This window comes from Pseudomonas sp. LH21, assembly GCF_036549575.1.
GTDB lineage: Bacteria > Pseudomonadota > Gammaproteobacteria > Pseudomonadales > Pseudomonadaceae > Aquipseudomonas > Aquipseudomonas peradeniyensis.
This window is the reverse complement of the sequence record NZ_CP144367.1, coordinates 3,143,665-3,168,304: the sequence shown is the minus strand read 5'-3', so window position 1 is coordinate 3,168,304 and position 24,640 is coordinate 3,143,665. Positions and strand designations below refer to the sequence as shown.

Genomic DNA, 24,640 nt, shown 5'->3' with positions numbered 1-24,640 from the left:
CCATGTCCCAGATTCCGCCCGATTCCGACTTGCAGCGCCAGGCCCAGGACTGGCTGCTACGGCTGACGTCCGGCCAGGCCACCCAGGCCGATGCCCGGGCCCTGCGCCAGTGGTGCGCGCGCAGCCCGGCGCATGCCGAGGCGTTTGCCCAGGCACGCCAGCTCTGGCACCTGCTCGGGCCCGCGGCACGACAGGCCGGGCAGGGCGCGCCGCTGCTCGGTCGCCGGGCGTTGCTGGGCGGCGCGCTGGCGGCATCGGTGGCGCTGCTGGCCTGGCGTGGCGGACTGCTCGAAGAGGCCATGGCGCCGGCACCGGCGTTTGCCACCGATATCGGCGAGCAGCAACGGGTAGCGCTGGCGCCCGGGATCGAGCTTGAGCTGAACGTGCGCACCCGGGTCAGCCGCGAGCCCGAGGGGATCGCCCTGCTGGCCGGCGAGATCGAGGTGCAGGCCGGCCAGCCCTTGCAGGTGCGAGCGCAGGATGGGGTGATCAGCACCGAGCAGGCCCGGTTCAACGTGCGCGAGGACGATGAGGGGGTCTGCGTCACCTGCCTGGGCGGTGAGTTGCGCGTGGCCGTCCAGGGCCGGGTCGAGGTGCTCCCGGCGGGGCGCCAACTGCGCTATGGCGCGCAAGGCATCGGGATGCCGGAGTCGTTCGACCCGGGCCAGGTGATGGCCTGGCGTGAGCGCATGCTGGTGTTCCGCGACGCGCCGTTGGCCCGGGTGATCGACGAGATCAACCGCTACCGCCCCGGCCGGTTGGTGCTGCTCAACCCCACGCTGGGGCGCCGGCGGGTGCAGGCGCGGTTCAGTTTCGACCAGTTGCGCCAGGCCGCCGAACTGATCCGTGTCGCCTATGGCGCACGCTGCCTGGAGCTGCCGGGCGGCGTGGTGCTGGTCAGTTGAACGGGCCCAGCACCTGGCGGTAACGCTCCTCGCCCTGGGGGCCACGGCGGTTCAGGCGTACTTCGAGACCGGCTGGGTTGTCGTCGGCTTCGCTGGCCGGTGAGCGCCAGCCGCCCTTGGCCTGCCAGCTGCGCAGCTCGAAGGCACTGACGTTGTCCAGCACGGCCACCGCAGCCTTGGGCGCGGGCAGCGGAAAGCGCTCGCGCAGCGGCGCGGCGGTGCGGTACAGGGTGCCGCCACGCACGTACCAACGCACCCGTTGCAGGCCGCTGCCGGCGACGGCGCCGGAGCGCACCAGCTCAAGGCGATCGGCACGCGCGCGCACTGCAGGCAGCAATGGCTTGCCCGGCGGTTCGCGGCCGGGCAGGGGTGGTTCGACCAGTTCGACGGTGGCGCGCAGGGCCAGGTCGCGTTCCAGCTGCTGGAACACCCGCAGGATCGCCTGTTGGTCCTCGCTGGCCTCACGCACATGCCGGCCGGCGCGGCTGACGCTGTCCAGCCCGCGCCAGGCGATCAGGCTGACCACCGCCATCAGCAGGATGGCGATCATCACTTCGATCAGGGTGAAGCCTGTTTGCCGATTCATGGCTGGCTCACCCGCACCTGGCCGGCGGCGTTGCGCGCCAGTTCCACCCGCAGCGCGCCGCTGCGCAGGCGCAGGGTCAGCGGCGCGCTGATCCATTCGCCATCGAGCCACACCGCGCCTCGGGGTTCGCGCTGAACCTTGACCGCCTCGGCCTGCCAGCGGCGCGGCTTGAGCGGGCCCTCGGCGAGTAGCTGGCCATCGGCGCGCACGAATCGGTAACCGTCGCGATCGTTTTGCCAGCGCAGCGGCTGGCCGTCGGCCTGGGCCTCGCTCTGCGCCAATTCCAGCAGGCGCGCCAGGCGTTCGGCGTCGGCACGCAGGTGCTTGCCTGGGTCGGGGCGGATGTTCAGGCTGATAGCGGCGCTGGCGATACCGACGATCACCAGCACCACCATCAGTTCGATCAGGGTGAAACCACGTTGTCCGTTCACGGGGTGCTCCTTGTCCTGCCCGACAGCTTGCCCGCGCAAGATGATCGCCGTGTGAAACAAAACCGTGAGATTAGGTCGGTATGCTCGGACGCAGGCACACAAGGAGCGCGTGACCATGCGTATTGCCCGTCTCAACCTGTCCCTCGGCCCGTTGTTGCAGGGGCTGGGGTTGCTGGCCCTGATCGCCGGCCTGGTGACCTGGACCAGCCTGTTGCTGCAGCCCTCGCTGGACGTGGTATCGCAGCAGCCCGCCGAAGCCCTGGCGCCCAGCGAAGCGCCGGCCGGGCGTTGGTTCGCCGACCTGCCGTTGCAGGTGCAGATCCAGGTCAGCGGGGTGATGGCCGGCAGCCAGGGCGCGGTGGCCATCGTCAGCATCGACGGTGGCCCGGCGCGTGCCGTGCGCAGCGGCGAGGAACTGGCCCGTGGCGTGCACCTGGTGGCCATCGAAGGCCGCGGCCTGGTGATCGAGCGCGGCGGCCAGCGCAGCCGCGTCGAGGTACCGGTATTGGCGCAGGCGTCGTTCTGGGGCGAGGCGCCTCGCAATTAATAGAACTGGTGGTTTGTCGGAAGATTTGCAGCGCCTATGAGATCGAGCGCCGCCCGCGCGGCGCATCGCGGGTCAAGTCGCATCGGCGCACCGCCGCTCCCACATTTGTTGCAACGTGCCGAACCTGTTACGCCATGGTTGCCCGCCTTGGTGCATGTCTTCAGTCATGTGGAGCGGCGGTAGCGACCACGCTGAAACCGCGTCGTACCAACAGGGCGGACCAGGTAATGGCACAGGAAAAATTGGCCCGAAACAGATGTGGGAGCGGCCTTGTGCCGCGATGCGCCGCGCGGGCGGCGCTCGATCTCAAGGACGATGCAAGCCTGAAGGCATGCACCCGGAGGCCATACAACCAGCTCAGAAATGTGTATCCACTCAATTTCACCTAACTGTACCGGTCATTCCATTCAACCCTCCGCTACTGTGGCCTTTCGATAATCAGAAAAGCCGGAAACCGCCGCCATGCTTGCCTCGCTCGATCTGCTCAGTGCGTTCGTCCTGTTCGCCTTCGTTTCTTCCATCACCCCCGGTCCGAACAACACCATGCTGCTGGCCTCGGGGGTCAACTTCGGCGTGCGTCGCAGCATTCCCCACGCCCTGGGCATCAGTGTCGGCTTCATGGTGATGGTGCTGGCGGTGGGCCTCGGGCTGGGCGAGGTGTTCAAGGCCTGGCCACCGCTGTACAGCATCCTGCGCTACGCGGGCGCGGCGTACCTGCTGTACCTGGCCTGGAAGATCGCCACCTCCGGACCGATGTCTGGCGATACCGTCGGCAGTCGCAAGCCGCTCGGGTTCTGGGGCGCCGCGGCATTCCAGTGGGTCAACCCGAAGGCCTGGGTAATGGCGATCGGGGCGATCACCACCTATACGCCGGCCCAGGGCTACGTGTTCAACGTGATTGTCATCGCCACCGTTTTTGCCCTGGTGAACCTGCCCAGCGTCGGTATCTGGGTGATGTTCGGCAGCGCCTTGCGCAACTTGCTGCGCAACCCGCGCGCGGTGGTGCTGTTCAATGTCCTGATGGCCGTGCTGCTGGTGATTTCACTGTATCCGCTGCTGTTTGTAGAATCGGCGTTTTCCTAGAGCCGATGAGTGCCGTCGATGGAGTTGATTCCCTGGTCCCATGAATGCGCGGAAGGCTTTACCCTGCGCGGATGGCGAACCCCCGCCAGTGGCAGGCCGCTGCTGCACTTTCTGCATGGCAACGGCTTCTGCAGCCTGGTCTACCAACCGATGCTCATGCGCCTGGGCGAACACTTCGACCTGTGGCTGAGCGATGTGCAAGGCCATGGCGACAGTGACCACGGCGGCGCCTTTTGCGGTTGGAACCGCAGCGCGGCGCTGGCGGTGGAGGCGTTCGAGGCCGGGCGTGGCGAGTATGGCGATGTCCCGCGTTACGCCTTGGGCCACAGTTTCGGCGGCGTGCTCACCGGCCTGATCCTGGCCAGCGAGCCGCAGTTGTTCCAACGCGCCGTGCTGCTCGACCCGGTACTGTTCAGCCGGCGCATGATCGGGGTAATGGGCGCCGCCGCCATGGTCGGCCTGCACCGTCGCCACGCCCTGGCGCGCAAGGCCGCCACCCGCCGCAGTCACTGGCCTGATCGCGAGGCGGCGCAGGCCTCGCTGCAAGGGCGGGGGATCTTCAAGGGCTGGACCGACGCCGCCTTGCAGGCCTATGTGGAGCACGCCATCGGCGATTGCGGCGAAGGCGTGGTACTCAAGTGCCGGCCCAGCCGTGAGGTGGAGATCTTCAGTTCGTTCCCCGAGCGTATGTGGCAGCAGCTGGGCCGTATCCAGACGCCGACGCGGATCCTGTACGGCGAGCAGACCTATCCGTTCGTGCCGCACTCGGTACAGCGCCTGGCGGGGCTCAACGCCCAGGTGAGTGCGCGGCAGGTGGCGGGTGGGCACTGCTTCATGCAGGAAGATCCGCAGGTGGCCGCGGAGCAGGTGCTGGCGTTCCTACAGGATTGAAAGTCTCCCACAGCGGACGCAACCCCCTGTAGGAGCGGCCTTGTGCCGCGAAAGGGCCGCATAGCGGCCCCCGGATTTCAGCGTAAGCGCAAAGATCGCCGGGGCTGCTTTGCAGCCCTTTCGCGGCACAAGGCCGCTCCTACAGGTTCTCTACTCACTGATTTGCTGTCCATTTCGCGACGATTGCTTGCCGATTCGCGAGCGAACGACAATCTCAGATTCCGTACCCTGGCGCTCCCCCCATCGGATGGAGCCCAGCATGAACCAGGCGGTCAGCCCAGATCCCCAGCACACCTTCGAGCAAACCCGCGCCCGGCGCCGCCAGCGCCTGCTGCGCTTCGGCCTGGCCGGGGGACTGGGGCTGCTGGCGGCGGCCTATGGCGGCTACTGGTGGCTGGATGGTCGTTTCCTGGAGCAAACCGACGACGCCTACGTGCGCGCTGACTGGGCACCGATCAGTGCCCGGGTCAGTGGCTACGTGGCCGAGGTGGCGGTGGCGGACAACGCCACGGTCAAGGCCGGCGACCTGCTGGTGCGCCTGGACGAACGCGACTTTCGCGACCGCCTGCGCAAGGCCGAGGCGCAACTGGCGGTGAGCGAGGCGGCGCTGCAGGTGCAACGCATGCGTCTGCGCGCCTTCGCCGCCGAGCAGGACGAGCAGGCCCACGCCATCGCCCGCGCCGACGCCGAACGCGGTGGCAGCCGCGGCGAGGCGCAGCGGGCCGAGGCCGACTGGCAGCGCTACCAGCACCTGGCACAATGGCAGGCGGCCAGCGTGCAGCGCATGGAGCAGGCCCGCGCCACCCGTATCCAGGCCCAGGCCATGCAGCGCGCCGCCGACGCCGAACTGGCCCGCCAGCATGCGCGCAAGGCGATGCTGGAGCAGCAGGGCAAGCAACTGGAAGCCGAGCTGCTGCAGCGCCAGGCTGACCTCGACCAGGCCCGCGCCGAGGCCGACCTGGCCCGCAGCGCCCTGGCCGACACCGAGATCCGCGCGCCGTTCGACGGCGTGATCGGCCAGCGCAAGGTGCGCCAGCAGCAGTACGTCACCCCCGGCCTGCCGCTGCTGGCGCTGGTACCGGTGGCGCAGGCGTACGTGGTGGCCAACTTCAAGGAAACCCAGCTGGCGCAGATGCGCCCCGGCCAGCCGGTGACCCTTGAGGTCGACACCTTCGGCCAGCACTGGCGCGGCACGGTAGACAGCGTCTCCCCAGGCTCCGGCGCGGTGTTCGCGCTGCTGCCGCCGGACAACGCCACTGGCAACTTCACCAAGATCGTCCAGCGCTTTCCGGTACGCATCCACCTCGACCCGGAGGGCGACGACAGCCCACGGCTGCTGCCCGGCATGTCGGTGATCGCCACCGTCGACACCCGGCAGGCCCGCCATGAGCGCTGAGGACAAAGTCTCGCTGCGCGCCTGGGTGGCGGTGATCGGCGGCCTGTTCGGCTGCTTCATGGCCGGCATGAACGTGCATGTCACCAGCGCCGCCCTGCCCGAGATCGAGGGCGCGCTGGGGGCCAGCTTCGAGGAGGGCTCGTGGATCTCCACCGCCTACCTGGTGGCCGAGATCAGCATGATCCCGCTGACGGCCTGGCTGGTGCAGGTGTTCTCCCTGCGCCGGGTGATGCTGGTGGGCTCGGCGGTGTTCCTGGTCAGCTCGGTGAGCTGCGCCATGGCCGGCAGCCTGGAGGCGATGATCAGTCTGCGGGTGATCCAGGGCGCCTCCGGCGCGGTGCTGATCCCGCTGTCGATGCAGCTGATCATCACCGAGCTGCCGGCCAGCCGCCTGGCGCTGGGCATGGCATTGTTCAGCCTGTCCAACAGCGTGGCCCAGGCCGCCGGGCCGTCGATCGGCGGCTGGCTCACCGACATGTACTCCTGGCGCTGGATCTTCCTGCTGCAGCTGCCGCCGGGCGTGGCCCTGCTGGCGGCGGTGGCCTGGTCGATCAAGGGCCAGGCCGGTGATCGCAGTGCCCTGCGCCAGGCTGACTGGCTGGGCATCGTCGCCATGGCGCTGGGGCTGGGGGCGTTGCAGGTGGTGCTGGAGGAGGGCGGGCGCAAGGACTGGTTCGAGTCGCGCTTCATCGTCGGTTTCAGCCTCGTCGCGGTGATCGCCCTGGCGCTGTTCATCCAGCGCCAGCTGTGGGGCACGCGGCCGTTCATCAACCTGCGGCTGCTGGGCAGCTACAACTTCGGCGTGTCGAGCCTGGCCATGGCGGTGTTCGGCGCGGCCACTTTCGGCCTGGTGTTCCTGGTTCCCAACTACCTGTCGCTGGTGCAGGGCTACAGCGCCAGCGAGATCGGCAAGAGCCTGATCGCCTACGGCCTGGTCCAGTTGCTGCTGGCGCCGTTGCTGCCCCGGCTGATGCGCTGGCTCAACGCCAAGCTGCTGGTGGCCAGCGGCTTCGCCATCATGGCCCTGGGCTGCTGGCTGGGCTCGACGCTGACGGTGGACGCGGGCAGCAACGTGATCATCCCCTCGACCGTGGTGCGCGGCATTGGCCAGCCGCTGATCATGGTGGCGCTGTCGGTGCTGGCGGTGAAGGGCCTGGACAAGGCCCAGGCCGGCTCGGCCTCGGCGCTGATCTCGATGCTGCGCAACCTAGGCGGCGCGCTGGGCACGGCGCTGCTCACGCAACTGGTGTCGCAGCGCGAGCGCTTTCATTCGGTGCGGGTCGGCGAAGGGCTGACGCTGTTCGACGGCGGGCTGCAGCAGCGCCTGCCTGGCGGCATGGTCGACCCGCAGTCGCCGCAGGTGATGCAGACCTTGGCGTTGATCGACCAGAGCGTGCGCGAGCAGGCTTACCTGATGGCTTATTCGGATGCGTTCTACCTGTCGTGCGTGGCGTTGCTCGGTTGTGCGCTGGCGTCCCTGCTGCTGCGCAGTCGCTAGCGATTACGGTTGACGCTCGGCCACCGCCCGCAAGGTCTTCAGGGTGACCATCGGCGCATCGACGACGAAGCGATTGGCCAGCCAGCCCGGCACATCGCCGGCCGGGTCGGCGCGTAGCTGGTAGGTGACCTCGGTCTCGCGCTCGCCCAGCGGGCGCATGATCCACTCGCCGCTGAGCCGGCGCACGCGGATCAGCCCGGGTGTTGCCGGTACCCGCCCGGGCTCGGCGCTCAGGTGGCGGACCAGGGTGTCGTCGTCGAGGCGCTCGGTGCGTACCTTGAGCACCATGTCGCGGGGCTTGGCCGGCCAGGGCAGGGCGGTGGTGAGGTAGACCCAGGTGGTGTCGCCGTCCACCTCCAGCAGGCGCATGTCGGCGCAGGCGTACAGCCATTTGCAGGCCACCCGCAGGTTCTCCTGCAGGTCGGTGAGGGTGCGCAGGCTGGCCTTGATCCGGGTGATGCCGCGGAACTGCTGGTAGGGCGAACCGCTGACACTGCTCAGGTAGACATCGATGCCGTCTTCCTGGTGGGCGAGTTGCCAGTCGTCCGCCCACGGCAAGGTGCCCGGCAGCAGGAGCAGCAGGACGAACAGAGGGCGCAGGAGGGTCATGGCGGGGATGCCGTAGGGGGAAGGTCCGATCAGTATGGATCAAGACCTGCAGGAGGTCGTCCAGCCCGTTTGGCTGCACCGTCGCGCAGGGGCACTGGACAGCGTGGGAGCGGGCTTGCCCCGCGATGGGGTGTAGAGCACCGGCTTCGCCGGTGATCCGGGCGGTGCGGCGTTCCGACAAGCCCGCTCCCACGCTGGTGATGCTTACGACTAACGCTGCGGATTGAGCGTCAGGTGCACGTGACGGTTGACGTCCTTGTACAGCAGGTAGCTGAACGGGCCCGGGCCGCCGGAGTAGCAGGCCTGCGGGCAGAAGGCGCGCAGCCACATGAAGTCGCCGGCCTCGACCTCGACCCAGTCCTGGTTCAGGCGGTACACCGCCTTGCCTTCCAGCACGTACAGGCCGTGTTCCATGACGTGGGTCTCGGCGAACGGAATCACGCCGCCCGGCTGGAAGGTCACGATGTTCACGTGCATGTCGTGGCGCATGTCGGCCATGTCGACGAAGCGGGTGGTGACCCAACGGCCTTCGGTGCCCGGCATCTCGATGACGGTGGCGTTGTCGCGGTGGGTGACGAACGACTCGGGAACCGGCAGGCCTTCGACCTTCTGGTAGTGCTTGCGCAGCCAGTGGAAGGTGACGTTGGCCTTGCTGTTGTTGCGCAGGCTCCAGTCGGCGCCCGGGGCCAGGAACGCGTAGCCGCCGGGAACCAGGGTGTGGTGCTTGCCTTCGACGGTGATGTCGATCTCGCCCTCGACCACGAACAGCACGGCTTCGGCGTTCGGGTCCAGTTCTGGACGCTCGCTGCCGCCTTCGGGGGCGACTTCGACGATGTACTGGGAGAAGGTCTCGGCGAAACCGGTCAGCGGACGGGCGATGACCCACATGCGCATCTTGTCCCAGAACGGCAGGTGGCTGGTGACGATGTCACGCATCACGCCCTTGGGGATGACGGCATAGGCTTCGGTGAACATGGCACGGTCAGTCAGCAGCTCGGTCTGAGCCGGGTGCCCACCGTGGGGGGCGAAGTAGGAAGGTTTCGACATGAACGGTCTCGACTTGTTGTTCTCTCCCCATGCCTTGGACCACACCGGCCGGTGCGTGCAGGGGATGCACCGCCAGCATAGGGGCGTGGCTGCATCATCTACAAATTAAATGTTGGAATACCCGGTATCCAAATACTGAATGTGATGACAGCGTTTCCATGGCGCAGTTGTAGGAAGTTTCCCAGGGTTTATGGCAACGACATTTTTTTCACATCACCTTGCTAGCATCGCCAGCACTTTCACGGAGCTGAATCGATGATGCCTGTCCTGCGCAAACGTGCTGTCCGTCTTACCCTGGCCACCACCGTGGGCCTGGCGGCCTGTACCCTGGGCTTCTTCGGCTGGCAGTCCTTCTATCCGGTGCAGGCCGCCGAGGGCTGGAACGTGCAGGTGCTGCACAACTCGGTGACCCGGGCCGCTTCGCTGCTGCCCCAGGCCGACGGCAGCCTGCTGGTCAGCCGCGAGCTGAACGGCGGCAAGGGCAGCATCATGCGCATCACCGCCGAGGGGGATCGGGTGGTGGTGCTTGATCGTTTGTCCAAGCCCGACGGCATGGTTGCCGTCGAGGGTGGCTGGGCGTTCAGCCAGGAGGTAGGCGGGGCACCGGTCAGCGTTTCGCGCGATGGGCAAGTCAGCCAGCTGTTCGAGGGTAACAACGTGCAGGGCCTGTATAACGATGGCCAGCATCTTTATGCCATCGAAGACCGCAAGGGTGATGGCCGGTTGATGCGCTACGACTGGCGCAGCGGTGAACTCGATGTGCTGCGTGCGGGGCTGACCGAAACGGAAGGTCTGACCCGTTGTACCGATGGGCGGCTGTTATATACCGAGAAGGCCGCCGGCAAGGTTCGTGCGCTCAATGCCGAAGGTGCTGATCCAGTGGTGGTGGAGGGGCTGCGTAATCCAACGTTCCTGCTTTGTGACCAGCGTGGGCTTTGGATCAGCGAGGACTCGACTCATCGAGCGCGGTTGCTGCGTATTGATGGTGATGGTACTCGCCATACGGTGCTCAGCTATCTGAAGGCGCCTCAGGCTATTGTTCCGGATGGTAAGGGTGGGTATCTGCTTGCTGAGGGGGGGCGGGATCGGGTGTTGCGGTTGACTCCGCCGGTCGCGGCGAGAACGGCTCAGGCCGAAGCGTTACCTCGGGGACCTGGGGCCTGACCTAGGGGTTGTTGTTGTTGTTGTTGTTGTTGTTGTTGTTGTTGTTGTTGTTGTTGGCTGGTATTGGAAGTTGTATGCGCATTCATTTGCGATGGTGACGCGAAGTCACCTTTCCGCCCTTACGGCGGGTAACTTTTTGAAGGATCAAAAAGTCACCAAAAAATCCTCGCTCCATTCATCCGGCCCTCCGCTTCGCTCCGGGTTCCCTCACTCCGGCCTTGCTCCCGGGAGGACCGCGCTGCAGGGCCCATCCTGGGCCCCAGCGCTTGACGGGCATCCATGCCCGTCACCTCCCTCCGCAAGACCTCCGTTCGGCCTCCTGAAGTCGCGAAGTTACGGGCGGTGCCTGGACTGGCGTAGCTGTCGCTAGTTGAAGCTTAATTAATCTCTCGATCGCATCGCGGGGCAAGCCCGCTCCCACGCGATAGTCGCCGTTATATAGAACCCTGTAGGAGCGGGCTTGCCCCGCGAAGGGGCCGAAATAACCAATACATAATTAACTGTCAAACAACCAACTTCGAACTTCTGCTCTTGCTCTTGCTTCTAAGCGCGCAATAGTCCAAGCGCCACCAATTGCGACTTCAGGAGGCCGAGCGGAGTTCTTGCGTAGTGGGGCGACGGCCATGGATGGCCGTCGAGCGCTGCGCCCCAGGATGGGGCGTACAGCGCGGTACCCACGGGAGCAAGAACGGAGCGAGGGAACCCCGGAGAGCAGCGTAGGGGCCGGATGAACGGAGCGGAACGGTTTTGCCTACTTTTCCCTAGAGAAAAGTAGGTCGCCGTTGAACTGACCCCCGAAAGTTGGACGGGGTACGCTATGGGTTCAGCGCTTGAGTCCGAAATTGTACCGGGCTCAAGCCATTCAGTCTTAGACTTATACGTTCTTGATTGTAGTAGGCGATGTAGTCCTCTAGCCCTGATGCCAGTTGCTCAACACTGTCAAACGATTCCAGATAGAAAAACTCGCTCTTGAGTGTACCGAAAAAGCTTTCCATCGCGGCATTGTCTAGGCAGTTGCCCTTACGCGACATGCTCTGCTGGATTTCCTTTCCGCCCAGCATATGTCGATAAGCAGGCTGTCGGTATTGCCAACCTTGATCGGAGTGCAATATCGGTTTGTCATCTGGGTTCAGCCGCTCGAAAGCTTGCTCCAACATCGTCGATACCATCTTGAACTCAGGGCGCGGATTGATCTGATAGGCAAGAATTTCGCCGTTGTACAGGTCCATCACAGGTGAAAGATACAGCTTCTGCCCTTTCACCTTGAACTCAGTCACATCGGTGACCCATTTCTGATTAGGGGCTTCCGCCTTGAATTCACGCTTGAGCAGATCAGATGCAACAAGCCCTTCGGAACCTCGGTAGGAGCGATATTTCTTCACTTTTACCAGGGATTTCAGATTCATCAACTGCATCAACCGCTGCACCTTCTTGTGATTGATCACTTCGCCGTGCCGCTCAAGCACTGCGGTGATGCGGCGATAGCCGTACCGCCCCTTGTGCTTGTGATAGAGGCTATTGATGCGCTCTTTGAGAACCGCATGCTTGTCGGTCACCAACGCTTTGCTTTGGTAATAGAAGGTGCTGCGTGCCAGCCCTGCCGCGCGTAAAAGCAGAGCTAGCCGATGCTCATGCCTCAATCCTTGGACGGTCTGCGCTTTCTTGATTGCGCAGTGCTGGGGTCCGCTTGGATCAAGGCATCGAGCTTTTTTAGATAGGCATTCTCCGCACGCAGATACTCCAGCTCTTCGAGCATCTGCTCAGGTGTCAGCTCGGTATCTGCAGGGGTAGCCGGGCTTATGCTGGGTTGTTTTGATGCTTTGCGGGGCATTCGGGATTCTCGGGCACGATGCGGGTGAAGTGCTTCTACTCCGCCTTCATCGTACAGCCTTTTCCACTGCCTGATGCTACTCGGACCTCGGATATCAAACTGTATGCAGGCTTGCTGGGCTGACAGTCCGCCTTGCTCGATGCACTGCAAAACCTTCAACTTGAACTGGGCGTCGTAGTGGCTGTACTTGGTAGTCAGACCTGCTGCGCCGTGTTGCTCATAGCCCTTTATCCAACGGCGTAGCAACGATGGACTCAGGCTATGCTTCAGTGCTACCTCATGAACACTCCGTGCAGAAAGGCACTCTTCGATGAGTGCTTGCTTGAGCGCTAGATTGTATTTCGTCATGGAACACCCTCCGGTTGGAGTCAGGCGTCCAACTTTCGGGGGTCAGTTCACGTAAAGGCGAAAAGGTGACTAAATGTCGACATCAACTACGAATGCGCATACAAAAACCAAAACAATCATCAAAGAACCAGAGCCCCCCTAACCATACATCCACCTCATCAACGAATGCCGCCCACTGATCCCCAACTTGATCGCCGCCCTGCGCAGGTAGCTCTCCACCGTATTGACCTTGAGCCGCAATTGCTCGGCCTGCTGCGGCGCCGTAAGCCCGGCCAGCAACCCCTCGCACACCTGCATCTCCCGGTGCGACAGGCTGATCCCCGTCTGTCGCAGCCGTTCCATAAACCGCTGCTCGACGCTGTCGAGGTCCACCGGTCCAGAAGCGGCCGGCTGCAAGGCATTGATGTGCTTCTCCAGCATAGGCAGCAGCAACGGCGAAATGTCTTCGAGCCGGCTGCGTTCGGTCGCCGAGAAGCCAACCCGCGGGTCAGCCCGCAACACCGTGATCTCGTAGCGGTAACCATCCTTGCGCCGCGCCAGGTGCAGGCGCGCAGGGTCGTCGAAGTCTTCGCCCGAATCGCCGGCACTGAACACCGTCTCGCTGATCAGCGTCGCGTCCGGGCGGGTGGCGCAAACCGGGTCGCGCAACTGGCGAATATGCGTGGCGTCGATGGTCAGGTGGGTCTGGATCAGGTCGTGCAGATGCCGCGGAAAATGGCGGCTGCCGGTACTGGCTATGACTTTGCCGATCTGCGGAAAGAGCAAGTGCGAATTCATCGTGTCATCCATGATAAGCGGTGGAACGAAGGCCTGCGCGCGCCAGTGACCAGCGTCCTTGACTGCCGGCGGGGCCGTTGAAGCTGCTTGCTATCCTAGTACAACGAGTGAGTGACGGTTAAATGAAGCAGGAATAATGGCATAACAATATCATTGATGCCGCCGGAATCCGCCTCATCGTGTAGTCGGGTATGATGCCGATCCTTTCCAATCACGAGGCCCGCCCCATGTCCCTGAGCGCTGACCAGATCGTCGAATTCCGCCATTTCGCCGAACAGCTGGCCGATGCCGCCGCCACCGCGATCCAGCCGTATTTTCGCGCCAGCCTGGATGTCGAGGACAAGGGCGGACGCCTGTACGACCCGGTGACCGTCGCTGACAAGGCCGCCGAAGAGGCCATGCGCCAGCTGATCCAGGCCCGTTATCCGGCCCATGGCATCCTCGGCGAGGAGCAGGGCACCGCACAGGGCAGCAGCCCGTTGACCTGGGTGCTCGACCCGATCGACGGCACACGTGCCTTCATCACTGGCCTGCCGCTGTGGGGCACGCTGATCGCCCTCAACGATGGCGAGCACCCGGTGGTCGGTGTGATGAACCAGCCGTTCACCGGCGAGCGCTTCATCGGCACCCCACAAGGCGCATGGCGCGGTGACACGCCGCTCAAGACCCGCGCCTGCGCCGACCTGGCTTCAGCCACGCTGATGTGCACCACCCCCGACATGTTCGATACCCCGGCGCGCAAGGCGGCCTTCGAGTCGGTCGCCGGCAAGGCGCGGCTGATGCGCTACGGCGGTGACTGCTACGCCTACTGCATGCTGGCATCGGGGTTCGTCGATGTGATCGTCGAGGCGAGCCTGCAGCCGTACGACGTACAGGCGCTGATGCCGATCATCGAAGGGGCGGGCGGCGTCATCACCGCCTGGGACGGCAGCTCGGCCCAGGACGGTGGCTGCGTGGTGGCCTGTGGCGATCCGGCGCTGCATGCGCAGGTGCTGGAGATGTTGCGTCACGCCCTGTAAGGCCGCGCACCGGCAATCGGCCTGGCCATCGCACTTTTTCGCATTTGTGCGTTCTATGCATGGCCAGGCCCCGCCGATCCCCGGCAGGGCCGACGACCCCCACCGGTGCCGATGGCCGTACGACGACTCATCCAGTTTCCCCGCTGTCTACTACTGGCCGGCAGTCTGGCGTGCCTGGCCGCCTGCACCCAGCAACAGGGGCGTGACATGCTGACCCAGTTCGGCAACGGCAAGCCGGACGAGCTGTTCCAGACCAGTGTCGATCGCATGGCGACCCTGGCCATGCGCGACAACCTGCAAAGCCTCTACCTGCTGATGAACAAGCTGTACCTGCGCAACCCCAGCCAGTGGAAGCAGTCCGGCTACCTTGACGCCACCACGGCGGCGCGGCAGATTCGTATCGCCATCGAGCAACGCCAACCCTTGCCGCAACTGGGCGAGCGCCGTGACCTGACCGCCCTGAGCTACGCCCTGAGCCCTGAATTTCGTGGTGATCGGGTAGGCGCGTTCATCTACGCCATCGGCAGCATGCTGGTCACCGCCCATGGCGGACGCACCGAGTTCTACATGACCGACACCCTCGATCCGTTGTTCATCAACAACGCCGCCCGCAACATCGAGAAGGCCACCTGGATGCTCAGCCAGCGCCAGGATGCCAACGGCGTGCTGCTGCTGTTCTCCAACGAGATCACCGAGCAGGGCAGCAACCTGAGTTTTGCGGTGGAGTTCGGCAAGGTCGTCGCCCGCCTGGACCTGCTGGCGCAAATGCTCGATGAGCGCTACCGGAGGATCGGCCTGAACTACGCGCAGAGCCTGCTGCTGATGAATTTCCTGCCGGTGCAATGAGCCGTGTTCGCTGATCGAACAAGCTGATCCGCGCACTGTCCGCTGTCCGCCCGGCGTTTGTCGCCTGCGCATTGCCCAGACCCCGGGTTTTTGCTTAGTGTGGGCCTTGCCAGCCGACCGTCACCTGCCCCGACACACCCTGGGCTGCTGGATAGAATGACCGTGAACGACCACCTGCGCACCTCCCGGGTAGCAGCGGGCGGCGCCCATAACAATAACGATGGCGAGTGCCTTGTCCATGGAAAGCCGCCTGCTGAGCGAGCAAAGCTGCGTGTTCCACCATGCCGACCCTTATGCCGTGTCCGACTACGTGAACCGGCATGTGGGCCAGCACCATATCGGCCTGTCCCGCACCACCCACCCCCAGGCCAGCCTCAGCCACCGCAAGTTCGCCGAACTGGACCTGTGCCGGATCAGCTACGGCGGCAGTGTGCGGGTCACCTCGCCGGCGCTGGAAACCATCTACCACCTGCAGGTGCTGCTCAACGGCAACTGCCTGTGGCGCGGGCATCAGCGCGAACACCACCTGGTGCCGGGCGAGCTGTTGCTGATCAACCCGGACGACCCGGTGGACCTGACCTATTCCGAGGATTGCGAGAAGTTCATTCTCAAGGTGCCGGTGCGCCTGCTCGACAGCATTTGCGACGAGCAGCGCTGGCAAAGGCCCAGCGGCGGCGTGCGCTTCCTGCGCAACCACTACCGGCTGGAGGAACTGGGCGGCTTTCTCAATCTTTTGGGCATGATCTGCAACGAAGCCGAAGTGAGCGGCTCGTTGCCGCGAGTACAGGGACATTACAGCCAGATCATCGCCAGCAAGCTGCTGACGCTGATGAGCACCAACGTGCGCATGGAGACGCTGAGCGGGGCGGGCGCAGGCCTGGAGCGGATCCTGGACTACGTGGAGCGCAACCTCAAGCTGGAAGTGAGCGCCGAAGCGCTGGCCGAGCAGGCGAACATGAGTGTGCGCTCGTTGTATGCGCTGTTCGATCGCCATCTGAATACCACGCCTCGGCAGTACATCCGCCAACGCAAGCTGGAGCGCGTGCAGGCCTGCCTGAGCGATCCCAGCTGCGCGGTGCGCAGCGTGACCGAACTGGCGTTGGACTACGGCTTCCTGCACTTGGGGCGGTTTTCCGAGAGCTATCGCCAGCGTTTCGGTGAGTTGCCGTCGGCAACGCTCAGGCGGCGAGGCTAGCGAAGCAACACGGGACAAACCCAAGCGGGCTTGTCCCGTGTTCGAGATGGATCAGGCTACATCCACCAGCACGATCTCGCTGTCCTGCAGCGCGGTCACCTTCACCACCGTCTCCTGCTCGATCGCCACGCCGTCGCGCGCCTTGGCCTGCAGCCCGTTCACTTCGACCAGGCCTTTGGCTGGGACCAGGTAGCCACGGCGACCTTCATCGAGCCGGTACTCGGCGCTTTCCCCGGCGCGCAGGGTGGCGGCCACCAGGCGGGCGTCGGTGCGGATGCGCAGGCTGTCCTCATCGCCCTCGCGGCCGCTGGCCAGGGTCACGAAGCCCTCGCCGCGTTCGCCTTTGGGGAACGGTCGGGTACCCCAGGACGGCGCGTCGCCGACCTTCTCGGGAATGATCCAGATCTGGAAGATCCGCGTGTCGACCTTCTCCAGGTTGTATTCGCTGTGGACAATACCGCTGCCGGCACTCATCACCTGCACGTCGCCGGCCTCGGTACGGCCCTTGTTCCCCAGGCTGTCCTGGTGGGTGATGGCACCTTCGCGTACGTAGGTGATGATTTCCATGTCGCGGTGTGGATGGGGCGGGAAGCCGGCGCCGGCGGCGATCAGGTCGTCGTTCCAGACCCGCAGGTTGCCCCAGTGCACACGCGCCGGATCATGGTACTCGGCGAACGAGAAGTGATGGTGGGCGTCCAGCCAGCCGTGGTTGGCGTGGCCAAGGCTCTCGAAGGGTCGCAGTTGCAGCATGGTGATGCTCCTCTGATTCGGTGGAATGGGGCCATGATGCGACTTTGATAGATCGATAAAAAGCGTAAATATCGGCTTTATATAATTTGATTATTCGATATATGTTTATGCGAAACAGCATGCGTTTCATCGCCTAATTCCCTGATCCATAAGCATTCGCTGGCACTTTTGCGCGGATGAGGCGAACATGCCCGCTGTTTCGATTTTCAATGGAGTGACCGTGCCTCACGAGCTTCCCCAGGCCCCGGCCGACCTGACCCCGCCCGCACAGCTGCCCTGGCTGCGCCGCCTGGCGGCCCGCCTGCTAGGGCGTGGCCTGTCGCGACTGCAGGCACAACACCGCGACTCCTGGTTCCTGGGCCACGCTACCGGGCAACGCAACGGCCATGCCGATGGCCTGCGCGAAGGCTATGAGCGGGGCCGGGTGGATGGCTATGAGGCCGGGCGCCAGGTCCTGGTGATCCGTGATACCCGTCCCGAGCACGTTGCCGTGCCGGGCCAGGACGACAACCTGTTCGACGACTGGCGCCTGCCGCTGACCACCGAGCTGAAGAAGCGCTTCAAGGCCGACGTCGCCCAGCGACTGCCCGCCGAGGCGCAACCTAGTGCGGCGCAATGGAAGCTGGTCTTCAGCGACACGCCATCCACCTGCGTGGTGGCCGGTGCCGGGGCGGGCAAGTCGACCTCGCTGGTGCTGCGCATCCTGTTGCTGCGCCACTACCTGGGCTTTGAACTCGATGCCCTGACCGTGGTGACCTTCACCCGCGAGTCGCGAAAGGACTTCATCCAGCGCCTGCTGCAGGTGTTCGCCCTGTGGCAGGTCGAGCTGTCGCCAGCCCAGGGTCGCGAGCTGGTGCGCACCTTTCACTCGCGTATCCTGCCACTGGTGCGCAGCTTGCCGGGCTTTGCCCAGGTGCGGGCGTTCGAGACCCTGGGCAGCGAGATGCCTATCGGGGGCGAGGCCAGCGCCGACAGCAACCCGTTCGACCTGCGCCTGAACGACGGCCAGCGCCAGCAACTCAACCTGTGCTACCGCGACCTGATGGGCCAGAGCCCGCGTTTTGCCCAGTTGATCGGTGCCCTGCGCCAGGAAGCCCTGCTGCTCAAGCCGCTGGATCCGGATCACCCGGACGTGCAGAAGCGCGTCCAGGTGACCCAGTTGGCGGCCCAGCGCGACGAGGAACTGTGCGATGTGATCGAGGACCTGTGGTTCGCCGCCGGCGCCTGGCCGATCAAGGGTATCGAGCCGTGCCGGGAAACGGTGCAGATCCGCGGCAGCCGCTTTCATGTGCACGGCCGCCTGGAAGGGCTGGATGCCTGGGTGGTGCTGGGCTTCGACCCGGCCGAGAGCGGCCAGTACCAGCGCCCTGGCGCCAAGCTGGCGGTGCGTGCGGAATGGGCGGTTAAGCGCACCTTGCTTCAAGCTTTCTGCGGTAAGCCATTGATATGGCTTGATAACTACTCATCGGCAAAGCGCCTGGCGGCGTCCTTGGCGGGTGATGCCGTGGCGGGCCCGGGCTTCGAGTACAAGGTCAAGGGTGAGCTGGCCCCGGCACCGTTGCTCGACGCCTTCGTCACCGCGGCAAGTTTCATCGAGAACCTGGGCCTGGACGTCAATGCGGCGGTGGCGGCCATGAGTTTCCCGTCCGGCGACACCGACGCGGCCTTCTTCGAAGCCCTGGCCCTGTACTGGAAGGCGCTGGAGGCGCACCTGCTGGCCCAGTCGCCGCCGGTGATGACCTACAACCGCATGTTCGCCCTGTTCGGCGAGAACAACCCGGAGAACCTCGGGCTGTTGCCTGATCCGTTGCTGCGCCCCCTCGCGCATCTGATGATCGACGAGTTCCAGGACGTCTCCCCGCAGATCGTCAGCTGGCTGCGGGCAAGTCTGGCCGAGATCCGCCGCCGTGGCTCGGCCCTGCATGTCGGGCGGGTGGCGCAGCATTCGTCGCTGATGTGTGTGGGTGATGACTGGCAGTCGATCTACGGCTGGCGCGGCAGCTCGCCGAAGTACTTCATGGAGTTCACCAAGACGTTCCCGTCACCCGCCAACACGCGGGTGATGCTGGTGGAGAACTACCGCAGTCACCAGCACATCATCGATGCCGCCGAGCACCTGGTCAAAGGCGCGCCGGCCATCACCGGCAAGAAGGCCAGGGCAGCGGGGCTTGCCGCCGAGCTCCCGCTCGCGCCGGTAAGGGTCTTCGATCGGGACGAGGCGGCATTGGCCGAGACCGTCATCGAACACTATGATCGAGGCGAAACAATCATGATGCTGTTTCGAAAAACAAGCGATAAGTTACTGATAGAACAGTATTTGTCTTCGATTATTAAAGTCGATTCTAGCTTGCCGCCCGACCAGCGCCGCCTGCGCCAGCTGACCTATCACAGTGCCAAGGGGCTGCAGGCCGACGCGGTGTTCATGTTGGGCGATTGCCAGTATCTGACCAGCTCGCCGTACAAGAACCAAGTCTATCGCCAGGCCGGCCTGGGCAAGCCGGGCGACGCCCAGGCGTTCGACACGGCGCAGAAGGAAGAGGTGCAGCGCCTGGCCTATGTGGCGGTGACGCGAGCCGTCCGGCATTGCTACTGGCATGTGGAAAAGGCCAGCAGCGAGGCCGCCGCCCAATCGCGCGCGTCGAGTCAGGTGCAGGGCCGGCAGGCCTTCTTCGAAGACCTGCGCGGCCAGTAGGTTCAGTCGTTGGGGTCGCGGCGCGTGGTCAGGCGCAGGTAAAGGGCGTCTTCGTCCGCTTCCAGGCCCAGGGCCATGCGGTTCATGCCGGCGATATAATGCTCGCTGGTGATGGCCTGGCGCAGGGGTTGGCCATCTTCGCCCAGAGGACTACGGTCCAGCGCCTGGGTCAGGGCCTCGACTACCGTGGGGTCCAACGTGCCGTCCAGTTCATTGCCTTCGAGGTAATCCACGCCGACGTCCCAGCGGCGCCTGAGCGAACCGAAGCGGGAACTGAACTCCCGGCGCAGCAGACGGCGCCAGGTCGGGTGACGGGAAATCCATTGGCGACGCGAGTCTGCGCTGGCGTCTCGTGTCTCGACCTCGTCATGTACCGCGTCCTCGGTCCACGCAGAGACTTCGGCGGTTTGGCGGTAAAGCATCTCTTGCTGGGGTTCGGGGAAATCGAGACGCCTCGACAAGCGCGTACGCAGGGCCAGGCGGATCTCGATCAGATCCAGGCCTTCGCCCAGGCCGTTGTGCAACACGTCGTCCGGCAGCGTATCGAAGCGATGCAGGGCCGGCAGCGCAGGCCTGGTGCCGCGTTCGCCCAGCGGCCGGGCTTGCCAGGCGTCCAAGACTCGCAGTGCGTCGCGCCGCGCCAGCCGCGCGTTGTACAGGTCCTGTGCCAGGGCATTTACCTGATCACGCCGGAACAGGCGTCGGAAGAACTGGAACAGCCGTGGCGTCGCAGTCTCCATGCCTTCGGCTTCATCGTAGACCATGACTTCGGTCTGGAGCGTACCGAAGCCATCGGCACCGGCATCGCCGCAGCTGACCGGGAATGCGGCGGCCACCTCGTTAAGTCGCTTGCGCAGGCGGCTGCTGGCAGCTGCCCGGTCAAGCAGCATCCAGACCTGACGGGCAAACGCCCTGGGCTGACGCAGCGCACTGGCCGACATGCCGACCTGTTCGACCACATCACGCAGGCAGGCATTGCGGTCTCTTTCAAATAGTGCGTTCCAGGTGGCTTGCTGCCTCTCGCTGGCGTTGCTCAGCCAGTTGAAGCGCGGCGATGGAGCGGGCTGGGGGGCCGCGATCGCTTCCTCTTCGACGGAGGCGCCAATGACTCTCAGGCTTTCACGGGTGTTTTCATCTAAAGAGTTGTAATTGAAGCGCCAGCGATAGTTGGGACGTCTTGCCAGCAGATGTCCGAAATAGGGTGAGTTCAAGAGATTTTCGAAATCGGGGACCTGCCCGATGCGATTCATGCTCAGGTCCACTTCGCGCAGCATGCAGGGGGTGCGCTGCATCAAGGTGCTGAGTCCGGTGGGCCACTGCTGAAGCTGGCCGCTGTCCAGGCGCAGGGTGGCCAGGTTTTCCAGGCCGCTCAGGTCTGGGCTGAGGCCCAGCGGATTCGAGGTCAGGTGCAAGTGCCGCAGTTCGCGCATTGAGCGGAACGCGCCCGCCATGTCCGCATCCAGCGCAATGCGGTTGGCCCGCAAGTCCAGGTTCTCCAGGCGCAGGCCTGCGATCATCTGCAGGTCCGCCAGGGTGAGGGTCAGACGGTTACGAGGTATTTCCAGGCTACGAAGATTGGTCAGTGCCGGCAATACTTCGTGGGCGATGGCTGGCAACTCACCCAGGCGCGCACCGCTCAGACGCAGTTCCCGCAGCTGCGGGGCATTGCGCAGCGCTTGCAGGACAGATATGCCGCTTAGTTGCGGACTGCTACGTACATCGACGCGCCGCAATGACGGGAAAGCCTGCAGGAAATCGGCAGGCATCTCGATCACGTTCAGGTTCTCCAGCTCCAGCGTGGTGATATGGTCGAAGCGTGTCGAAAGCGGCGGCAGCGCATCGAGGGCAATGTTGGACAGGTAGAGTGTCTCGCCATCCAGACGCTGCCAGGCCCGGATCAGCCGGTCGGCGGTCGTGCTGTAGTACGCGCCGACTTCCTCGCCCCAGTCGTTGGCGCCTGCGCTAGCCCAGGTGCCGAGCTGTTCGCGCAGTACCGCCAGTTGAGCGCGCAACACCTGAATCTGCTCGGTCGCGCTACCTCTGGCGCGCAGGGTACCCAGCAGCTGTCGGATCTCGCGCCCCGTGAGCCCGGGGTACAAGGCATGCAGCTCGCGCTCGGCGCGAGAGGCGAATATCCCGGGACTCAGAGGGTAGCCATACCTACCATCACCCAGCCGCATTGGCGAGCGAAAGCCGGTGGACATGGGTTGCTGGCCAATCAGCCGGGCGGCGGCGGAGCGGTCGGCGAGTGCCGCGTGATAGCGCTGCTGCGCGGACCATTGCGGATGGCGTGCCAGCAGGTTGTCGCTGATGATCTGGCTATCGGTGTTGGCCAGGCTGTCGCGGTACAGACCGAGGATGGCCCGGTCCAGTCGCACGCGGGCTTGCAGTAGCCGAGCTTCCTCGGCAATGCGCAGCGGGACCCGGCCTGCAAGCAGGCTGTCGCGTTCGGCGGTATTAGCCTGGCCGACCAATTCGTCAAGTGCCTGCAGGGGCAAGCTAGAGAACTGCCGGCCGATGGCTGAAGTTACAGGGGAGAGTAGCTTGGACTGGGTGTTGTAGAGGCTGTTGAACAGTGACGATCGCTTTGTGCCCAAGCGGTCGGCCATCAGCGTCTGCAAGGCCTGTTGGCGGTGCTCGTTTGCTGTACCTTCGGGCAGCAGCGCCACAACCATTTCTTCCTCCAGGTTTTCCAGGACGATCCGGGCCAGGTCACCGTTCTCCAGGTCGCTTCGGGTCAGCTGGATGACCGTGTCACCGAGGCGGTTGCGCCCATAGCGGGTGGCGCTGCCCATCGGTTCGGCGCCATCGAACACTTCCAGCACCACATCCTCGGGCCAGCCGGGCAGTTCGCCGAGCACGCTGATGGCGAACTGTTTGTAGGCGGCCAGCGGACGACCCTGGCGGGTGCGGGCGATGATGTCGTCGGCGGTGCTGTCGGCTTTCAGTCGTCGCAGGGCGTCCTCCAGCAGTGGCGGAGGGCGCTTGCCATCGACGTGGACCTGCTCCAGCACGCCTCGTTCCAGTCCGCTGCTGTCGAGTGCGGCCAGCAGGTCGTCATCGCTCAACCCCTTGCAAAGTGGGCCGAGACGGCGCATCAACTTGAGCCGGGGCCATTCCTGCGGCCGCTCGTGCGCCATGCGCCAAGCTCCTTTGCCATTGCCAAGCAAACGTGGCTGGTAGGCCTTGGGGTCTTGCGGATGGCGGATTCGCCAGTCCCCCGCGGTATCTTTGCGGACCTCGTGGAGGGTGTCGTCCAGCTCCACGAAATGCCGGTCGCCATACTGCAGGATGCCTTGGTCGTCCGGCTGCAGCTCGTTCGGCAGTTCGACCTGACTGCGGTATGGCTCAAGCTGCGGATGCCATAGTCGCTCCTCACCATCAAGCCAGAGACTTTCCGTCCAGTCGACGAATCCCGAGGCCTTTGCCAGCTTGGCGACGCCGGCGATGGCGACCACGCTTCCGACGTTGATGAGCAACGACTCGACCTGGCTCACGGCCTGGGCGTTGTCACCTTCGGACCAGGCTTCGAACGCGTGGAAGATGCTGCCCATGATCTGGTACGCCCCCACGGCCAGCATGGCGACGTCCAGGCCGGGGACGAACATGGCCGCCACTCCCAGCAGGGTCAGGCCGCGCTCGCCCCACAACATCAGGCGCTCGCGCCGGGCCTTGGCGTCGATGTCCGCCGTTGGTACCGCCACGCCGCGAGCGTCGTCCTGCAGGCGTTGCACATGGTCGTTGAACAGCTTGGGCCACACCGGGAAGGCAATCGCGGTTTCATGAACCGCCAGCGCCGGGAAGCGGACGGGGCGCGGAGCCGATGGGTCATCTGTTTCGCTTGTGGCCTCTTGTCCATGCCAGGGGTGCGTGCCGGGCTCGGTCTCGGCAAAGGCGGGGGAAGGTGTCTCGAGGGGGATCACCTCGGCCCGGGGGCCTTCGAACAGCCTGGCCTTGAGTTTTCTCGCCATCTCGGGGCGATCCTTGAGGGCGACATGTTCCAGAAAGCGTTCTCGATAGTCGGGCTCAAGCAGCCGGCGGCGCAGGTACCGACCTAGGGCCAGCAGGTTGATGAACTCCTGTACCGGCCGATCATCGTCGAAGGGCAGGTAGACGATATAGGGCGGATTGGACTGGTCGTTGGCAGCCAACAGCCACAGGTCGTGCAGTTGGATGCCCAGCATGCTCAAGGTTCGTACCGAGGCCATTGCCGTCCCAAAGCGCGGCGCTTGGTCGGTTGCGCAGAGTTGGCGCAGGGCCTGGAGGCCATCATCTGTCAGGTACCCACGCATATGGGCGATCAGCGCCTGTACGGCAAGCTCATCGCGTCGGGCCTGGGCCCACAGCGGTTGCAGCACACCCTTGCGCGTACCGCCATAGATACCTTGCAGATGCTGCTGATAGCGTTTGCCCAGGTCGAGCGCACGGCAGTGGCTGACGAAGGTGCTGGTACTCAGCCCGGGGATCGAGGTGCTGTCGTCGACGCTGGCTTGCAGGGTGCTGAAGGGGCCGACCTCGGCCATGCCTTCGAAATTGTGCAGAGCGGCTTCGAGCAGGCTGGTGAGGGTGGCGGTGCCGGACGGCAGCTCGGTCAAGATCGGAGGGTTAGGTATGTCATGGGACGCCCCCGGGTCGGGGATGCCTCCTTCCTGGACCTGCATGAAGGGTTGCTGCTTGAACTGCGCTTCAGTCATGGACACCTGGACACCCAGTCGCGCCTTCAGCAAAGGTTCACAGAACTCGGTAATGCCCTGCAGCCCCTGCAAGGCCTTGGCCAGCGCCTTGCTGCTGGTCGTTCGCTGCCTGGTGGCCTCGCGCAGCTCGGTCTGGCGGACAGGGGATGCCTGGACGAACCAGTCCGCGAACTGTCCGTCCGGCTTGACATGCTCCCGGTGTGCCCGGCGCAACAGCCTTTGCGCGTGGGATGGATGCAGGTGCCTGGTCCAGCCCGGCAGGCTGCGCAGGATCTGTTGCTGGTGGTAGGGAGGATCGATGCTGTGCATGGTCGCACTCCAATAAGGGGGA

General features: G+C 64.6%; 19 protein-coding genes. 11 read left to right on the top strand and 8 right to left on the bottom strand.

The annotated features are described in order from the left end of the window. The first annotated feature begins 2 nt into the window (after positions 1 to 2). Complete coding sequence (locus VUG52_RS14310; RefSeq protein ID WP_050705432.1) at positions 3 to 905, top strand: FecR family protein; 903 nt, start codon at positions 3 to 5, stop codon at positions 903 to 905. Here VUG52_RS14310 and VUG52_RS14305 read toward each other — a convergent pair. Both VUG52_RS14305 and gspH read right to left on the bottom strand, forming a co-directional pair. Then, a complete protein-coding gene (locus tag VUG52_RS14305) occupies positions 898 to 1,491 on the bottom strand; it encodes a PulJ/GspJ family protein (RefSeq protein ID WP_050705433.1) in 594 nt (197 codons plus the stop codon). The two genes, VUG52_RS14310 and VUG52_RS14305, sit on opposite strands and share 8 nt — an antisense overlap. Next, the gene (gene gspH, locus VUG52_RS14300) at positions 1,488 to 1,922 is read right to left on the bottom strand and encodes a type II secretion system minor pseudopilin GspH (protein WP_050705434.1); all 435 of its coding nucleotides are present in this window, start codon (positions 1,920 to 1,922) and stop codon (positions 1,488 to 1,490) included. Before gspH ends, VUG52_RS14305 begins: the two co-directional genes overlap by 4 nt. Positions 1,923 to 2,037: 115 nt before the next feature. On the opposite strand from gspH, the gene VUG52_RS14295 reads away from it, so the two are divergent. The 5 genes from VUG52_RS14295 to VUG52_RS14275 all read left to right on the top strand — a co-directional run bounded on the left by VUG52_RS14295 (position 2,038) and on the right by VUG52_RS14275 (position 7,337). After that, positions 2,038 to 2,469: a general secretion pathway protein GspC gene (locus VUG52_RS14295; protein ID WP_050705435.1), complete on the top strand. Its 432-nt coding sequence runs from the start codon at positions 2,038 to 2,040 to the stop codon at positions 2,467 to 2,469. Positions 2,470 to 2,931: 462 nt separating this feature from the next. Then, positions 2,932 to 3,552, top strand: a complete 621-nt coding sequence (locus tag VUG52_RS14290; RefSeq protein ID WP_050705436.1) for a LysE family translocator — start codon at positions 2,932 to 2,934, stop codon at positions 3,550 to 3,552. A gap of 18 nt (positions 3,553 to 3,570) precedes the next feature. Continuing rightward, positions 3,571 to 4,443, top strand: a complete 873-nt coding sequence (locus VUG52_RS14285; RefSeq protein ID WP_050705437.1) for an alpha/beta fold hydrolase — start codon at positions 3,571 to 3,573, stop codon at positions 4,441 to 4,443. Between the two features lie 259 nt (positions 4,444 to 4,702). Next, entirely contained in the window at positions 4,703 to 5,839 is a 1,137-nt protein-coding gene (locus VUG52_RS14280) for an HlyD family secretion protein (protein WP_050705438.1), read from the top strand. Next, positions 5,829 to 7,337, top strand: a complete 1,509-nt coding sequence (locus VUG52_RS14275; RefSeq protein WP_050705439.1) for an MDR family MFS transporter — start codon at positions 5,829 to 5,831, stop codon at positions 7,335 to 7,337. The genes VUG52_RS14280 and VUG52_RS14275 overlap by 11 nt, the downstream gene beginning before the upstream one ends. A 3-nt stretch (positions 7,338 to 7,340) precedes the next feature. Here the strand turns inward: VUG52_RS14275 and VUG52_RS14270 are convergent, their stop codons facing one another. Continuing rightward, positions 7,341 to 7,946 (bottom strand): START domain-containing protein, encoded by a 606-nt coding sequence (locus VUG52_RS14270; protein ID WP_050705440.1) that lies wholly within the window; start codon positions 7,944 to 7,946, stop codon positions 7,341 to 7,343. A gap of 210 nt (positions 7,947 to 8,156) precedes the next feature. After that, on the bottom strand, positions 8,157 to 8,993 hold the full coding sequence (locus VUG52_RS14265) for a bifunctional allantoicase/(S)-ureidoglycine aminohydrolase (protein WP_028692239.1): 837 nt from the start codon (positions 8,991 to 8,993) through the stop codon (positions 8,157 to 8,159). Between the two features lie 255 nt (positions 8,994 to 9,248). Between VUG52_RS14265 and VUG52_RS14260 the strand changes: the two genes are divergently transcribed. Then, a complete protein-coding gene (locus tag VUG52_RS14260) occupies positions 9,249 to 10,157 on the top strand; it encodes a hypothetical protein (protein ID WP_220689813.1) in 909 nt (302 codons plus the stop codon). An 815-nt stretch (positions 10,158 to 10,972) separates the two neighbouring features. On the opposite strand, the gene VUG52_RS14255 is transcribed toward VUG52_RS14260, so the two are convergent. Both VUG52_RS14255 and VUG52_RS14250 read right to left on the bottom strand, forming a co-directional pair. After that, positions 10,973 to 12,336 (bottom strand): IS3 family transposase gene (locus VUG52_RS14255; protein WP_409077784.1). Its coding sequence is split into 2 segments (ribosomal slippage): positions 10,973 to 11,848 and positions 11,851 to 12,336, totalling 1,362 coding nucleotides; the frame shifts between segments, so codons are not numbered across the junction. Between the two features lie 138 nt (positions 12,337 to 12,474). Further along, a complete protein-coding gene (locus tag VUG52_RS14250; protein WP_050705701.1) occupies positions 12,475 to 13,113 on the bottom strand; it encodes a helix-turn-helix transcriptional regulator in 639 nt (212 codons plus the stop codon). A 227-nt stretch (positions 13,114 to 13,340) separates the two neighbouring features. On the opposite strand from VUG52_RS14250, the gene hisN reads away from it, so the two are divergent. The 3 genes from hisN to VUG52_RS14235 all read left to right on the top strand — a co-directional run bounded on the left by hisN (position 13,341) and on the right by VUG52_RS14235 (position 16,173). Beyond that, the gene (gene hisN, locus VUG52_RS14245) at positions 13,341 to 14,132 is read left to right on the top strand and encodes a histidinol-phosphatase (RefSeq protein ID WP_050705702.1); all 792 of its coding nucleotides are present in this window, start codon (positions 13,341 to 13,343) and stop codon (positions 14,130 to 14,132) included. A gap of 111 nt (positions 14,133 to 14,243) precedes the next feature. Beyond that, positions 14,244 to 14,978 carry a hypothetical protein gene (locus VUG52_RS14240; RefSeq protein ID WP_050705703.1) on the top strand — a complete coding sequence of 245 codons (735 nt, stop codon included), beginning with the start codon at positions 14,244 to 14,246 and terminating at the stop codon, positions 14,976 to 14,978. A gap of 238 nt (positions 14,979 to 15,216) precedes the next feature. Beyond that, positions 15,217 to 16,173 (top strand): AraC family transcriptional regulator, encoded by a 957-nt coding sequence (locus tag VUG52_RS14235; protein WP_220689811.1) that lies wholly within the window; start codon positions 15,217 to 15,219, stop codon positions 16,171 to 16,173. Positions 16,174 to 16,224: 51 nt separating this feature from the next. Here VUG52_RS14235 and VUG52_RS14230 read toward each other — a convergent pair whose 3' ends face one another. Then, positions 16,225 to 16,923, bottom strand: a complete 699-nt coding sequence (locus VUG52_RS14230; RefSeq protein ID WP_050705705.1) for a pirin family protein — start codon at positions 16,921 to 16,923, stop codon at positions 16,225 to 16,227. A 187-nt stretch (positions 16,924 to 17,110) separates the two neighbouring features. Here VUG52_RS14230 and VUG52_RS14225 point away from each other — a divergent pair, with 187 nt between their 5' ends. After that, positions 17,111 to 19,615 carry a UvrD-helicase domain-containing protein gene (locus tag VUG52_RS14225; protein WP_050705706.1) on the top strand — a complete coding sequence of 835 codons (2,505 nt, stop codon included), beginning with the start codon at positions 17,111 to 17,113 and terminating at the stop codon, positions 19,613 to 19,615. A gap of 2 nt (positions 19,616 to 19,617) precedes the next feature. Here the strand turns inward: VUG52_RS14225 and VUG52_RS14220 are convergent, their stop codons facing one another. Continuing rightward, entirely contained in the window at positions 19,618 to 24,618 is a 5,001-nt protein-coding gene (locus VUG52_RS14220; protein WP_331831678.1) for an NEL-type E3 ubiquitin ligase domain-containing protein, read from the bottom strand. Positions 24,619 to 24,640: the final 22 nt, after the last annotated feature.

Coding starts and splice junctions, on each gene's coding strand:
- VUG52_RS14310 (WP_050705432.1), top strand. CDS start 3: ATGTCCCAGATTCCGCCCGATTCCGACTTGCAGCGCCAGGCCCAGGAC.
- VUG52_RS14305 (WP_050705433.1), bottom strand. CDS start 1,491: ATGAATCGGCAAACAGGCTTCACCCTGATCGAAGTGATGATCGCCATC.
- VUG52_RS14295 (WP_050705435.1), top strand. CDS start 2,038: ATGCGTATTGCCCGTCTCAACCTGTCCCTCGGCCCGTTGTTGCAGGGG.
- VUG52_RS14290 (WP_050705436.1), top strand. CDS start 2,932: ATGCTTGCCTCGCTCGATCTGCTCAGTGCGTTCGTCCTGTTCGCCTTC.
- VUG52_RS14285 (WP_050705437.1), top strand. CDS start 3,571: ATGGAGTTGATTCCCTGGTCCCATGAATGCGCGGAAGGCTTTACCCTG.
- VUG52_RS14280 (WP_050705438.1), top strand. CDS start 4,703: ATGAACCAGGCGGTCAGCCCAGATCCCCAGCACACCTTCGAGCAAACC.
- VUG52_RS14275 (WP_050705439.1), top strand. CDS start 5,829: ATGAGCGCTGAGGACAAAGTCTCGCTGCGCGCCTGGGTGGCGGTGATC.
- VUG52_RS14270 (WP_050705440.1), bottom strand. CDS start 7,946: ATGACCCTCCTGCGCCCTCTGTTCGTCCTGCTGCTCCTGCTGCCGGGC.
- VUG52_RS14265 (WP_028692239.1), bottom strand. CDS start 8,993: ATGTCGAAACCTTCCTACTTCGCCCCCCACGGTGGGCACCCGGCTCAG.
- VUG52_RS14260 (WP_220689813.1), top strand. CDS start 9,249: ATGATGCCTGTCCTGCGCAAACGTGCTGTCCGTCTTACCCTGGCCACC.
- VUG52_RS14250 (WP_050705701.1), bottom strand. CDS start 13,113: ATGAATTCGCACTTGCTCTTTCCGCAGATCGGCAAAGTCATAGCCAGT.
- hisN (WP_050705702.1), top strand. CDS start 13,341: ATGTCCCTGAGCGCTGACCAGATCGTCGAATTCCGCCATTTCGCCGAA.
- VUG52_RS14240 (WP_050705703.1), top strand. CDS start 14,244: ATGGCCGTACGACGACTCATCCAGTTTCCCCGCTGTCTACTACTGGCC.
- VUG52_RS14235 (WP_220689811.1), top strand. CDS start 15,217: ATGGAAAGCCGCCTGCTGAGCGAGCAAAGCTGCGTGTTCCACCATGCC.
- VUG52_RS14230 (WP_050705705.1), bottom strand. CDS start 16,923: ATGCTGCAACTGCGACCCTTCGAGAGCCTTGGCCACGCCAACCACGGC.
- VUG52_RS14225 (WP_050705706.1), top strand. CDS start 17,111: ATGCCCGCTGTTTCGATTTTCAATGGAGTGACCGTGCCTCACGAGCTT.
- VUG52_RS14220 (WP_331831678.1), bottom strand. CDS start 24,618: ATGCACAGCATCGATCCTCCCTACCACCAGCAACAGATCCTGCGCAGC.